Source organism: Shewanella sp. 1311, from assembly GCF_059338235.1.
The window spans coordinates 3,961,378-3,974,713 of sequence record NZ_CM181686.1 but is presented as its reverse complement, the minus strand read 5'-3'; the positions used below and the strand labels follow the sequence as shown (position 1 = coordinate 3,974,713).

Annotated in this window: 14 protein-coding genes and 1 tRNA gene; 9 read left to right on the top strand and 6 right to left on the bottom strand. The window is 44.1% G+C overall.

The features are described from left to right. Positions 1–192: 192 nt before the first annotated feature. The 4 genes from AC5YB3_RS17615 to folB form a co-directional block, all read right to left on the bottom strand. The gene (locus tag AC5YB3_RS17615) at positions 193–1,035 is read right to left on the bottom strand and encodes a putative RNA methyltransferase (RefSeq protein WP_006085039.1); all 843 of its coding nucleotides are present in this window, start codon (positions 1,033–1,035) and stop codon (positions 193–195) included. 117 nt (positions 1,036–1,152) lie between these two features. Further along, positions 1,153–1,953, bottom strand: a complete 801-nt coding sequence (locus tag AC5YB3_RS17610; protein ID WP_494525841.1) for an undecaprenyl-diphosphate phosphatase — start codon at positions 1,951–1,953, stop codon at positions 1,153–1,155. Positions 1,954–1,971: 18 nt separating this feature from the next. Further along, positions 1,972–2,475 (bottom strand): 2-amino-4-hydroxy-6-hydroxymethyldihydropteridine diphosphokinase, encoded by a 504-nt coding sequence (gene folK / locus AC5YB3_RS17605; protein WP_006085038.1) that lies wholly within the window; start codon positions 2,473–2,475, stop codon positions 1,972–1,974. Positions 2,476–2,544: 69 nt separating this feature from the next. Then, positions 2,545–2,895, bottom strand: a complete 351-nt coding sequence (gene folB / locus AC5YB3_RS17600) for a dihydroneopterin aldolase (protein ID WP_006080728.1) — start codon at positions 2,893–2,895, stop codon at positions 2,545–2,547. Between the two features lie 268 nt (positions 2,896–3,163). On the opposite strand from folB, the gene plsY reads away from it, so the two are divergent. Then, positions 3,164–3,775, top strand: coding sequence for a glycerol-3-phosphate 1-O-acyltransferase PlsY (gene plsY, locus AC5YB3_RS17595; protein ID WP_006080727.1), 612 nt, complete (start codon positions 3,164–3,166; stop codon positions 3,773–3,775). Positions 3,776–3,870: 95 nt separating this feature from the next. Here the strand turns inward: plsY and tsaD are convergent, their stop codons facing one another. Next, the gene (gene tsaD, locus AC5YB3_RS17590; protein WP_006080726.1) at positions 3,871–4,887 is read right to left on the bottom strand and encodes a tRNA (adenosine(37)-N6)-threonylcarbamoyltransferase complex transferase subunit TsaD; all 1,017 of its coding nucleotides are present in this window, start codon (positions 4,885–4,887) and stop codon (positions 3,871–3,873) included. A gap of 215 nt (positions 4,888–5,102) precedes the next feature. Between tsaD and rpsU the strand changes: the two genes are divergently transcribed. The 5 genes from rpsU (at position 5,103) to AC5YB3_RS17565 (ending at position 9,879) form a co-directional block, all read left to right on the top strand. After that, the gene (rpsU, locus tag AC5YB3_RS17585; protein WP_006080725.1) at positions 5,103–5,318 is read left to right on the top strand and encodes a 30S ribosomal protein S21; all 216 of its coding nucleotides are present in this window, start codon (positions 5,103–5,105) and stop codon (positions 5,316–5,318) included. A gap of 6 nt (positions 5,319–5,324) precedes the next feature. Further along, the gene (locus AC5YB3_RS17580) at positions 5,325–5,768 is read left to right on the top strand and encodes a GatB/YqeY domain-containing protein (RefSeq protein ID WP_006080724.1); all 444 of its coding nucleotides are present in this window, start codon (positions 5,325–5,327) and stop codon (positions 5,766–5,768) included. An 83-nt stretch (positions 5,769–5,851) separates the two neighbouring features. Next, positions 5,852–7,576 (top strand): DNA primase, encoded by a 1,725-nt coding sequence (dnaG, locus tag AC5YB3_RS17575; RefSeq protein ID WP_259579715.1) that lies wholly within the window; start codon positions 5,852–5,854, stop codon positions 7,574–7,576. A gap of 135 nt (positions 7,577–7,711) precedes the next feature. Then, positions 7,712–9,547, top strand: a complete 1,836-nt coding sequence (rpoD, locus tag AC5YB3_RS17570) for an RNA polymerase sigma factor RpoD (RefSeq protein ID WP_494525840.1) — start codon at positions 7,712–7,714, stop codon at positions 9,545–9,547. Between the two features lie 255 nt (positions 9,548–9,802). Then, a tRNA-Ile gene (locus AC5YB3_RS17565) sits at positions 9,803–9,879 on the top strand. A 482-nt stretch (positions 9,880–10,361) separates the two neighbouring features. Here AC5YB3_RS17565 and AC5YB3_RS17560 read toward each other — a convergent pair. Next, complete coding sequence (locus tag AC5YB3_RS17560) at positions 10,362–10,748, bottom strand: helix-turn-helix transcriptional regulator (RefSeq protein WP_242326116.1); 387 nt, start codon at positions 10,746–10,748, stop codon at positions 10,362–10,364. A gap of 188 nt (positions 10,749–10,936) precedes the next feature. Between AC5YB3_RS17560 and AC5YB3_RS17555 the strand changes: the two genes are divergently transcribed. The 3 genes from AC5YB3_RS17555 to AC5YB3_RS17545 all read left to right on the top strand — a co-directional run bounded on the left by AC5YB3_RS17555 (position 10,937) and on the right by AC5YB3_RS17545 (position 13,219). Next, a complete protein-coding gene (locus AC5YB3_RS17555) occupies positions 10,937–12,397 on the top strand; it encodes a tyrosine-type recombinase/integrase (RefSeq protein WP_494525839.1) in 1,461 nt (486 codons plus the stop codon). A gap of 117 nt (positions 12,398–12,514) precedes the next feature. After that, entirely contained in the window at positions 12,515–12,772 is a 258-nt protein-coding gene (locus AC5YB3_RS17550; RefSeq protein WP_107946807.1) for a hypothetical protein, read from the top strand. 36 nt (positions 12,773–12,808) lie between these two features. Then, a complete protein-coding gene (locus tag AC5YB3_RS17545) occupies positions 12,809–13,219 on the top strand; it encodes a hypothetical protein (protein ID WP_107404661.1) in 411 nt (136 codons plus the stop codon). Positions 13,220–13,336: the final 117 nt, after the last annotated feature.

The window sequence follows — 13,336 nt, the reverse complement described above, 5'->3', positions numbered from 1 at the left end:
GTATTTGGCACAGAACAAATAGGCCTAAAGTTAAAAATAATAACAGCTTCGGCCCATGTAACATAAAAACAACATGAAAACGTCAAACAGAATCATAGACTTGAGTAATATAGCCTTTTAAAGCATCTAAAAACCATCGAACTAAGCCTATGAATTGGCTTAAAATTAACCGCATCAACTGCAGATTTTAACCTATAGCGATTCAACCACGCGTTTATGTGCTGAGACTAATACATAGTCAATTTCCAACGACTCAAAATGATTAGCTTGAATATCGTGCTTCATCTTGTCAGTTGCACGCCACGCATAAGGCGCCATATCCAATAGCGTTAATGCTTGCTCACCGGTAACAGATAAAGTGAAGCTCAGTGCCTGAGTGTCTTTTACCGATAATGCAGAGGGCAAATTCACTTTGAAAGGTTTTTCAGCCAAGTCAGGATAAATATATTCCCTGAGTTGCCATAGGTGTCGTGGCCCAGGCATAACCAGTAACATGGTCCCATCGTCTTTCAATATCCTAACAGACTCTTTTCCCTTTAACGGCCGATCAATAACAGTAATAAAATCCACACAATTATCGATAAAGGGTAATTTTTTAGAAGAGCTTAAACACAAGATCCCAGGAGTCTGCGCCTTCGCTGCAGCAAAAATAGCATTTTCTGCGTCCGCTACGCCCACGTACTGGACGTTTAGCGGATTTTCGACCTCAGCCAGCTTGGAAGCTAAAGCACGCAAGAAGAAGCCCTCAGCGCATTCATAATCCAATAAACAAGCATCAGGCGTAATAGATCCAGTGATTATCTCAGCCAGTTTATCGATCAAAGGCGAAAATATGCCTGATTCGAGTAGAAAACGCTTAGCTCTAACTTGCTCGCGCGAATCACCAGTCGGCTTTTGGCGTTGTGGCTTAGTAAAAACCCAATAACCTTGCTCATTCCGATCGAAGTGATGCTTATTGACACAATAAAAACCTTGGGAGGCTTTGTGTTGTTTTAACGCAAGTCCGCAGGTTGGACACTGATATTCGAGACCCATATAAAGCTCCAAAAATAAGTTAAGCTTCAGAAAATGAGGAAGCTCCAAAAACAAAAATCGGGTACATGACCCGATTCTATTATTTATTATCTCACTATGATGGCCAAACTCGCGTGGCTAGAAGAAGATAAATCCACACAAGACTGCACCGAGTGCTAAACGATAGATCACAAACGGGGTCATTCCCATGCGGCTGATGATTTTTAAGAAGTAATGAATACAGGCATAAGCTGCAACAAACGAAATCAGAGTTCCTAGGATTAACGCTTGATAATCAATCGGAAGCTCACTTTTCGCCAGATCTTTACCCACTAAAATCGCCGCGCCTAAACTCACAGGAACTGACATTAAGAATGAAAAGCGGGCCGCTGCATCACGACTTAAGCCTAACATTAGCGCCGCTGTCATAGTGGCACCAGAGCGCGAAGTTCCTGGAATCAAGGCAAATGCCTGCGCGAAACCAATTAACAAGGCTTTACGCCAGCCCGTCTGATAAACCGTTAAATCGCGGCGCGACATCTTATCGGCCCACCACAACAATAAACCAAATACGACGGTAGTGACCGCGATGACCTCAGCATTACGTAGGTGAGTTGCGATAAAATCCTTTGCCAGAAAACCAAAAAACACCGCTGGCAAGGTCGCCAGAATAATCCACCACGCCAGCTTGCTGTCTTCGGATTGTTGACCTCTGAAAATGCTCGCAATCCAAGCATTAAACATAGTCCATAACTCATGCCTAAAATAAATCACCACAGCAAATAACGAACCAGTATTCACCGCCACATCGAAGGATAAACCTTGATCTTCCCAGCCTAAAAGCTGTGCGGGTAAAATTAAGTGGGCAGAACTAGAAATAGGTAAAAACTCGGTTAGCCCTTGAATAAGCGCTAAAATAATGACCTGAAACGTATCCATGACAATCCTATCAATAAATTAAAACGTCAGCCCTGGGGGCCATTCAAACGTCACAGGCCAAAGTCGCTGTGAATTTTTGTCATACTCTTGCCACAAACTTGCATAGCTTTTATCTACCACGGGATGAATCAATTCCGGCGCTAACTCGGCTAATGGCCATAACACAAAGGCATTATTGACTATCTCAGCACGGGGCAGCACAACAGGCGTTTGGCATACCACATGGTCATAAAGCAGCAGATCCAAATCTAAGGTTCTTGGGCTAAATTTCTTTGCCCCGGCAAGCCGGCCGTGATTCTGCTCGATTTGCTTAAACTGTGCAACTACCGCCGCTATATTAAGATCCGTTTCAGCGCTAGCAACCATATTCAAAAAATTAGTGCCACTAAAACCTACCGCTTCACTTTCATACATAGAAGAGAGGCGCAGCGGCCCGAAACACGCTCGCAGCGATGTTAATCCAGCTTGCAGATGCTGTTCAGGCTCGATATTGCTACCCAGACTGATATAAATACGTGCCATGCTAATGTCCGATTTATCTGAAGATAAACACTATTTCTCAATCAATAGCGCAGTTGATCAAGTACTCATCTAACGTGAACGTTCAATCTCGACGCCAACCGAAGCTGCAGTTGCTACCGCGCCTGGCTTCATCACGACAACTTTCACCCAAGTCACGTTAAATTCTTGAAGTAGGCAATCGGCCACTCGCTCGGCAACCGTTTCGATTAACTCGATTGGATGCTCAGTAACAAGTTGGGTTAATCGATTGGAAACTGTCTCATAGCACAGCGCATATTGATAATCATCCGTCGCTGCGGCAGGTTTATTATCCCACGCCATGTCTAAGTCTAATAACAGGCTCTGATGGATTTTCTTTTCCCACTCATAGACACCAATCACAGTATCAATGCGCAATTGCCGTATAAGTACCTTATCCATGCTTTCTCCAACTAACTGACTACTATGAGGTCTGATAAGCTAAAAGCGATCCTAGCTGTATAATCCGCAATCTTCTGACAGATAACTAATTTACTTTCTACTCGAGCCAATCCACAGTAGGATAACGCCCTAAAAGGATTTGCTCATTCAGAAAATATCTCAGCCCCAACTAGGCGAGTTATCGCACAAACCTATAGCGGGATTGACAACTGAGTCAGCTTTTTAAATTGTTGCGCGATAATACCTTAAGACGCGTAAGGAAACCAATGTGAGTCCATTAACACAGACACTTTTGATGATTTTGGCCGCCTATTTGGCTGGTTCAATCTCAAGTGCCGTGCTGGTTTGTAGGATGAGAGGTCTACCCGATCCAAGATTGCAAGGTTCAGGCAATCCAGGAGCCACCAATGTACTGCGAATTGGCGGCGCGAGTTCGGCTGCCATGGTATTGTTTTTTGACATGCTCAAAGGTGCTGTGCCTTCTTATTTAGCTTATCTCATGGGCATAGATGCAGTGTCACTCGGGCTCATCGCCATCGCCGCCTGTCTTGGACATATTTATCCGGTATTTTTTGGATTCAAAGGTGGCAAAGGCGTTGCTACCGCCTTTGGTGCTATGGCCCCCATTGGTGATGATTTAGCGATTTGCTTAATGGCATCTTGGGTCGTCCTATTGTTAATTAGCCGCTACTCGTCCCTTGCCGCCATTCTTACCGCTTTACTGGCGCCCCTTTATACTTGGTGGCTAGACGACAGATTCACCATTCCCGTTGCCATGTTGTCGACACTTATCATCATTCGCCATAAAGACAATATTCAGCGCTTACTCAAGGGTGAAGAATCTAAAGTGTCACGCAAGAAGCGTCCTAAAAAATCTTGAGATGACATTACGCCCAATAAAATTACCCCAATAAAAAACTGCGCTAAAAGCGCAGTTTTTTATTTCAGCATCAATACATCGGCATCAAAGGCGTGTTATGCCACAGGTGGCAAGGTATCTAATGGCCATCGAGGTTGACCTTTTACCGCTAAATCTTCGTATTGTCCCGCCTTTAAACGCTGCAATCCCGCAAAGGCAATCATGGCGCCGTTATCGGTACAAAACTCACCGCGGGGATAAAATACTTGTCCACCTAGCGAGTTCATCATTTCAGCCAAGGTTTCCCTTAAACGCGTATTCGCACTCACGCCACCGGCAATCACTAAGCGGTTATAGCCAGTTTGCTTCAGCGCACGGCGACATTTAATCGCTAGCGTATCAACCACGGCTTCTTCAAAGGCACGGGCAATATTGGCGCGCGTTTGCTCATCGTCAGGTTCAGCGGCAATGGTATTAGCGGTGAAGGTTTTTAAACCCGAAAAGCTAAAATCGAGTCCAGGTCTGTCGGTCATAGGACGCGGGAACTTATAACCTGCGGGTAAGCCTTTAGCGGCCAGTTTAGCTAAGCGCGGACCGCCGGGGTAATCCAGCCCCATCAACTTGGCCGTTTTATCGAATGCTTCACCCGCGGCATCGTCAACCGACTCACCTAACACTTCATAGCGGCCAATCCCATCGACTTTAACCAACATAGAATGGCCACCAGAAACTAATAAGGCCACAAAGGGGAACTCAGGCGCGTCATCTTCGAGCATAGGCGCCAGCAGGTGCCCTTCCATATGGTGCACACCGATTGCAGGCTTGTCCCAAGCAAACGCCAGTGAACGCCCCACACAGGCACCAACAAGCAAAGCACCAATCAAACCTGGGCCCTTGGTATAGGCAATCCCGTCGAGATCAGCCATTTCAGTATTCGCATCTTTCAGCGCTTGACGAATAAGCGGCACAATTTTGCGTACATGGTCACGCGACGCCAACTCAGGCACCACACCACCATAGTCAGCATGCAGCTTAACCTGACTGTATAAAGTGTGCGATAATAAGCCCAGTTCATCGTCATAGACGGCGATACCTGTCTCGTCACAAGATGTTTCAATACCTAGAACCCGCATGGTGTCTCATCAATTGCTAACAAAAGTGCACTAATTCTACCTGCAAGCGCTCGATTACTCCAGTCGCGCAGGCCATATTGAGTCCACTATAGGACTGAGCTCAGTTTTAGGGCTTTACAAGCCTAGGTGTCTCGGTATAAAATTCCGCACCATTTTAAATAGACTTGGTTCGAGTAATTGAACCAGAACAACCTACACCTAAGGGGTGATGGCGTATGCCAATTATTAAAGTACGTGAAAACGAACCATTCGACGTAGCTCTGCGTCGTTTCAAGCGCTCTTGTGAAAAAGCTGGTATTTTAGCCGACGTGCGTGCTCGTGAATTCTACGAGAAGCCAACTACTGCACGTAAGCGCGCAAAAGCAGCTGCAGTTAAACGTTTAGCTAAGAAGCTTTCTCGCGAAAACGCACGTCGCGTACGTTTATATTAATCTCATATGAGCCTAATTGATCAGCTAAAAGACCACATGAAGCAGGCCATGATCGCCAAAGAGAAGGCGCGCTTGAGCACTATTCGTATGGCATTAGCCGCCATCAAACAGATTGAAGTGGATACCCGCGAATCTCTGACTGATGAACAGGTTATAGCGGTCTTAACCAAAATGGTGAAACAACGTCGTGACTCGATTGCTCAATTTGAAGCAGCGGGTCGTAACGAGTTGGCCGACGTGGAAGCAGCAGAGATTCAAGTTATTGAAGCTTTCCTGCCTACCCCTCTTACTGAGGCGGAAGTCGCGGCGCTCATCGATGCAACTATTGTAGAAGTAGGTGCATCCGCCATGGCGGATATGGGCAAAGTAATGGGAGCATTGAAATCTAAAGTGCAAGGACGTGCAGACATGGGCGCTATCGGCGCTATGATCCGTGCTAAATTGCAATAATTAGCGTTTCACTGTATGAACAAGCCGTGCCTATGCGCGGCTTGTTTGTTTAAATTCGCGCAAGGCGGGATTTTAAGCACTCAATGGCAATACCTCGTGATTTTATCAATGAGCTAATCGCTCGCACTGACATAGTCGAACTTATCGATCGTAAGGTGCCCTTGAAAAAGGCGGGTAAGAACTACTCGGCCTGTTGTCCTTTTCATAGCGAAAAATCACCTTCGTTTACCGTCAGCCGTGATAAACAGTTCTATCATTGCTTTGGCTGCGGTGCTCACGGCAACGCCATCGATTTTGTGATGGAGTATGACCGACTCGATTTTATTGATGCCATTGAAGATTTGGCGGGCCAGCTTGGATTAGAGGTTCCCAGAGAACAAGGCACGGGCAAGCGACATGATGACGGTTTAAGTCGTGACTTATACCAGCTCATGGAAGAAGCGAGCCTTTACTTTCAAAACCAACTTAGACAACACCAAGATAAACAAAAAGTTATCGATTATCTTGCCTATCGCGGTTTATCCGATGATGTAGTCGAACATTTTGGTATTGGCTTTGCGCCAGACGGTTGGGACGGCTTATTGGGCCGCTATCGTCAGAATCAAGATGCGCAGGATAAGTTACTGACTGCGGGTATGTTAATTGCCAATGACAGTGGTAAACGTTACGACAGATTTCGTGACCGCCTCATGTTTCCTATCCGCGACAGACGCGGACGAGTCATTGGTTTTGGTGGCAGAGTTTTAGGTGATGGCACACCCAAATACTTGAATTCTCCAGAAACGCCCATATTTCATAAGGGCAATGAGCTTTATGGTCTCTATGAACTAAAGCAACGCTATCGCGATCCTGACAAAGTACTGATCGTTGAAGGCTATATGGATGTGGTGGCGTTGGCGCAATTTGGTGTCGATTATGCTGTCGCATCATTAGGCACCTCGACGACGGCGGAGCAATTTCAGCTTTTGCTGCGCAGCGCTAAAGAAGTGATTTGCTGTTACGACGGCGACAGAGCGGGTACTGAAGCGGCTTGGCGTGCCTTAGAAACGGCATTGCCATTATTAAAGCCAGGCGATCAAGTGCGATTTATGTTCCTGCCTCAGGCCGAAGATCCTGATTCTATGGTACGTAAGATTGGTAAAGATGCATTTGAAACCTTAATGGTTTCAGCCATTGCACTACCCGAGTTTTTGTTTGATACGTTAGCGACAAAATACGGTACAGATAAAGGCAACTTAGCGAAACAAGCTTTTATCTTAATTGAAAAAATTCAAGACACTGTGCTGCAAAATTTACTGCTTGAGAACTTAGCTCACAAGTTAGGAATGAACAGCTCAGAAGATATGAAAAAGAAGCTAGGCTTTAGCGTGAAACAAGCTAAACCAATGGCAAATAAAGGATTAAAAGGACGCGGTACACCATTGCGACTCGCCATCGCACTGCTAGTACAACATCCTAAACTGGGTATGGGCTTACCCCCACAACCCGCACTCGCCCACTTGCAGATGCCAGGCATAGAATTGCTGCCACTGTTATTGGAGATGACTCGAGAGCAAACGTTAAACAGCGCACAACTACTTGAACAATTCAGAGAGCACCCTTACAGCGGCACTCTCCATAAATTGGCCCAATGGGACCATCAAGTGGCGGATGAAAACTTGCTCGAAAAGTTTAAACAAACCCTGGTTTGGTTGAACAATCAATATATTGAACAACGATATCAGGAATTGAGTCTAAAACAGACTCATACTAAAGAAGAGAAGATGCAGCTCTCGAAGCTGATCTCAGTCATGAAAGGGTTAAACTGAGGCAAAAATGTCCTCATTCACTGTCCCAGTGACTAGCACAGACATGTGCACACGGCTATAATTGACGATTTGCGCGGCACTTAGCTCATGCTAAGTGTCCGTCGTTGTAACAGTTTCCCAACTTGGATGATATCTATGGATCATACTCCGCAGTCGCAACTTAAGCTGTTGCTTGCCAAAGGTAAAGAGCAAGGTTACTTAACCTATGCAGAAGTGAACGATCACTTACCTGCAGACATGGTCGATTCTGACCAGATCGAAGATATTATCCAGATGATAAATGACATGGGTATCCGGGTGTTCGAAGAAGCCCCTGATGCCGATGACATGATGATGTCGGAAGACAACACAGACGAAGATGCCGCTGAAGAAGCTGCTGCCGCACTGGCAACAGTAGAAAGCGAACTTGGCCGCACAACCGATCCCGTGCGCATGTACATGCGTGAAATGGGTACCGTTGAGCTTCTGACCCGCGAAGGCGAAATTGTTATCGCCAAACGCATCGAAGAAGGCATCAACACAGTTCAAAGTTCAGTCGCCGAATACCCACAAGCGATCGCTATGATCCTTGAGCAATTCGACCAATTTGAAGCCGACGAACTGCGCTTATCTGATATTATCTCTGGATTTGTTAACCCTGACGAAGACGTTGCACCGACCGCCACTCACATCGGCTCAGAATTATCTGAACAAGAGCTGGAAGATGAAGATGACGAAGAAGATGACGACGACACTGAAGATGAAGAAGAAGGCAACAAAGGGCCAGATCCTGAAGAAGCACGCGAAAGATTCGGTCAACTGAGAACTGCCTACGAAAGTGCACTGAAAATTATCGAAGCTAAGGGCCGTGAACACCCTGAATCGGTAAAAGCGCTATTCGAAATCGGTGAAATCTTCAAAGAATTCCGCTTAGTACCTAAACAGTTTGACCGTTTAGTGAAAAGCATGCGCACTATGATGGATCGCGTACGTGTTCAAGAACGTTTAGTGTTAAAACTGTGCGTTGAACAAGCCAAAATGCCGAAGAAAAACTTCGTCAAACTCTTCACTGGCAACGAAACCAACCTCGATTGGTTCAACACTGAGAAAGCCTCAACTAAACCTTATGCCGAAGGCCTAAGAATAGTTGAAGACGACGTGATCCGTTGTCGCACCAAGCTTGCTGCAGTTGAAGAAGAAACCGGCTTAGCGATTTCTGCCATTAAAGACATCAACCGTCGTATGTCAATCGGTGAAGCTAAAGCCCGCCGTGCGAAGAAAGAAATGGTTGAAGCAAACTTACGTCTGGTAATTTCTATCGCGAAGAAATACACCAACCGTGGTTTGCAATTCTTGGACTTAATCCAAGAAGGTAACATTGGCTTGATGAAAGCCGTGGATAAATTCGAATACCGTCGTGGCTATAAGTTCTCGACCTATGCTACTTGGTGGATCCGTCAGGCGATTACTCGTTCTATTGCTGACCAAGCGCGTACCATTCGTATTCCTGTACACATGATCGAAACGATCAACAAGCTGAACCGTATTTCTCGCCAAATGCTACAGGAAATGGGCCGTGAGCCTTCACCTGAAGAACTGGCTGAGCGTATGATGATGCCGGAAGATAAGATCCGTAAGGTACTGAAAATCGCTAAAGAACCTATCTCCATGGAAACCCCAATCGGTGACGATGAAGATTCGCATTTAGGTGATTTTATTGAGGATACGACCCTCGAACTACCACTGGATTCAGCGACCAGCGAAAGTTTGAAGAACGCCACTCACGAAGTGTTAGCAGGTCTAACCGCCCGTGAAGCGAAAGTACTGCGTATGCGTTTTGGTATCGATATGAACACTGACCACACACTTGAAGAAGTGGGTAAGCAGTTCGACGTGACCCGTGAACGTATTCGTCAGATTGAAGCTAAGGCACTGCGCAAACTGCGTCACCCTTCACGCTCAGAAATCTTAAAATCATTCCTAGATGAATAGACCGTTATAAGCCTAAAGTCAGCTAAGTAAGATTTGAAGCCCTGCCTATGCAGGGCTTTTTATTGCCTCTCCGGCAGTAATATCCGCTTAAGCACGCTATGAAAGCATTAAATTTAGCCGACGATGGCATTTAAGTTGATTAACAGATAACCAATTGAATCAGTTGCGTGAATTTCCAGCCAAAACACGGGTGACAAGCGTAAGTAAGCTTAGTATACTTCCTCCCGCTTCAGGTAATGACGATTACCTTAAGTCGGCCCCTTAGCTCAGTTGGTTAGAGCACACGACTCATAATCGTTAGGTCCACGGTTCAAGTCCGTGAGGGGCCACCACCCAATACAACGAAGAAGCCCATTGATTCAATGGGCTTTTTTGTATCTAAAGCACACCCATTCTCACCTTCGAAATACCTGAACCTAGGAACGATCGCACCTATATCGCACAAACTGCATGCAACCCCATGCAAAAGGGTGCAAAACATCAGTCTAGCCAATCTTCAAGGCAATTCAAGCTACAAATTTATTCTGCCTAAAATGGAACACGCATTAGGTCGTGTCAGCATCTTAGAATGATAAAAGTTAGGGAGTTAATAGAGTGCAAAAAAACGAAGCTGAAGATGACCCGAAAAGAGTAAAGCGACGCTCTAACGCGTCGCTTAAGATGAAAGTATCAATCTTGACGAGTCCAGTGTTCAACTCGTCCAATTACAGCATTTTTTAATAATGCTTACTTACCTGATAAAGCGTATGCAACTTATAGAAGTTCAATGGGCCTGAGAGCAAAGAAATAAAGGATTAGGCCCAATATCAACATGCTATAAGCCAATACCCGTCAGCCAACATTTAGGTTTTTTTTCCTTTATCAGCCGCCCCTCCATAGAGTCTTCAACTACCATTTCTACATGTTGACTATTATCTGTCCTCTCATTCCCCCCCGTATTTCCCCACATCACGGTTCCAAGATTTTGCTCTTTGGTCGAGGACTTCGATTCTGACTCAAGTGCATATTGCTTTGCTGAAGAAATAAAATTTTCAATATCCTCGGCCGTGTAGCGTACAAGACTACCAATCTTAATAAAGCTTGGTGCATGCCCCAGCTCAATTGCAGTTGAGCCCTTAGCTCGACTCTTCTGTAATGCGCTAACTGACATAGACAACCTCATCGCGGTTTGTTTTTCGGTGTATAGCCTTACATCTGACATCAAATAACTCCTAGTGGGTAGACCCGCGAAGAATATCTGGTGCGTAAAAAAAACAAAAAAAACGATTATGTTTGGTCTAGAAATCTTGTGCACACTCCTCATTAATTTTTTTATGCATAATCGAAATTTCTGCCTTTTGAAAAAAATTTGCATGCTATTGCCATCTTAAACAACAAAAGGCAAAACAAATGAAACTCTACCAACTTATGTGGGATCTTCTACTTCATACATTCAACCTGATTATTGTGGGATCGCCAAACGACGATGTCATTCAACAGTTTCACAAAACCTTCAATGTCAGCGGGAGCGGAAATGAGCCGCAGAACAAAGACCTTAAATTGAGCCAGGTTGTTCACGAATGGCACTCAGGTAAACGAAAATTTCTGACCGTTTCAGTGAAAGATATACCTAACTTTTACATTCGGATTTTAGATATCAAAAACTTCCAAAATAACGATACTAACGAGCTAGTCCCCAACAGCCTAGCAGCCATGAGTTTTTATAGCAGAGTGAGAGAAAGCAGCACGGGGAAATTGAAAACAAGGAAAATTTGCGACCTTACGCCAAAACAAGATTTGGATAACGTTATTTCAGCTCATCTACTTAAACTCGCCAAACCTCAATTCCACTTGACCTCCACAAATCTCCTAACGCTTGATGAGTATCTGAAAGAATATGAAGTGGTTTTAATATCAAAAAACCCAAAAACAGCGCGAAATAAAATCAATATCATCCGTTATCACTTCAAACAATTCCTAGCATATCCTATTGATAAAATAGACTTAAAATTACTAATTCTATGGAAGGAAAGCCATATCAGAAAGCTAACAACAAAACAGAAACAACAAAGTGAATGTCCATATGATTTGGCAGAATCAACACTTAAAGGCGCAATTTCATCACTCAGAGCAGCTTTACGATCGGCTTCCGCATCACCATTTCATAATTATAAAATTCCGGAGGAGATCATTCACACCAGCGAGCTTAAATTTATTCCCAAAAACTTGGTGCATAAATATTACAGCCAAGAAGAGCGAGTAGAAATTTACCAAAAATTATTTGTACGAGACCGGAACAAACTGCTTGGAAAAATAGGTTCCTGCCCGTTCTACGACTACCTGACACCTCTAATTTTAATTTGCATCTACTTAGGGTTAAGGCCGAGCTATGCACTAAAAATCAAAAAAACAGATATTTATTGGGAAAGTAACATGCTGATTATTCGAGGAGATAAGGGAAAAGTTAAGCAGCCGCAATACACTCCATTGTGTAATGGCCTCGATGTTATTATTAAAGAATGGTTACAACACCCAATTCACTCCTCAAAAAGTCAATGGCTTTTCCCTAATCCAATTGATCATAAATCACACCTAGTAGACTACAGTAAATTAGTCAAAAACTTCAAAAAAACGCTGAGTTTTGAACACTTTGACTTTACAACTGTTCGTCATACATCTGCGACACATTTTCAATCTGGGGGCCATGATATCTTTAAAACGCAACGGTTCCTTGGCCATGGAAATGTCACGACAACGTTGCGATATTCGCATCATACGGATTTGGATATCAAGCGTTGTTACACTCAATACTCCGAGATGGTAGATAACGAGATCCTTCAGGCCAGAGCACTAGTAGCAGGTACGAAGTAACGTCAAAATCTCGTAACTCAGAATATGACGGGATAAATTTAACGAAAGAACAGTGAAATTCTCATCGTGCGTTTCTAGTTACTCAGGACATACTTTCCTGCAAAGCGAGAAACCACGATGATGCAATCGACTGCGTTTGAACAACAAGCCCACAATCTGCTGATGGTCTTCGAATTGATGACCTATGTAATTAAAAAAGAGATGCCTGATAGCAACACCTTTTCTTACGAGGACAACGTTGAGCAAGAAATACTCCTGCACATGCTTAAACAACGCTTAGTGCGTGAAAAAATGTCCGCCGTTCAGATTGAACTCGCAATTTCATTTGCTGAGCAATTTATGCAAACAGGGCTAATTTCCATGGCACAGACCTAAGTAAAAGTTGAAAGGCCAAACCAATAGGAGTAATAAATGGAACACTCAACTTTTATTCATGTAAATCAGCTTAAAACATTTAGTCCTTGGCATGAACACTGCAAAGTCGTGTTACTTGCAGATATTAAACTGAACGACCAAACCTCAATAGAGCTGCTGTTTACACGCTACATTTATCTTCACTTAAATATAGATGGACATGTTCTAGGTGTGAGTATTAGCCAATCTATTTTTGAGGAGCATCCTGAGTTTAGCTCTCAGTTTTTAAACGACTTAGAAATGATGCAGCTTTTGCTCATGTATGTTGATGATATAACAAATTTTTGCCAATTATTTGCCGCAGAGTTTGAGTATGTCTTAGGGTATCACCCGACAGTCTACTTTGAAGCCGCGGAACAATATTGGGAAAAGCAGATTATTGAAGTGCAATCTAACGCGCCTCAATAATCACCTACTAGCGAACCTCACGGTTCGCTTTTTTTATTTGCTTATAGCCTTAGCTCAATCTAAGTCGCCAACGCCCACAAACAGCGAACTATCAGATAAAATCTGACAATACACTGT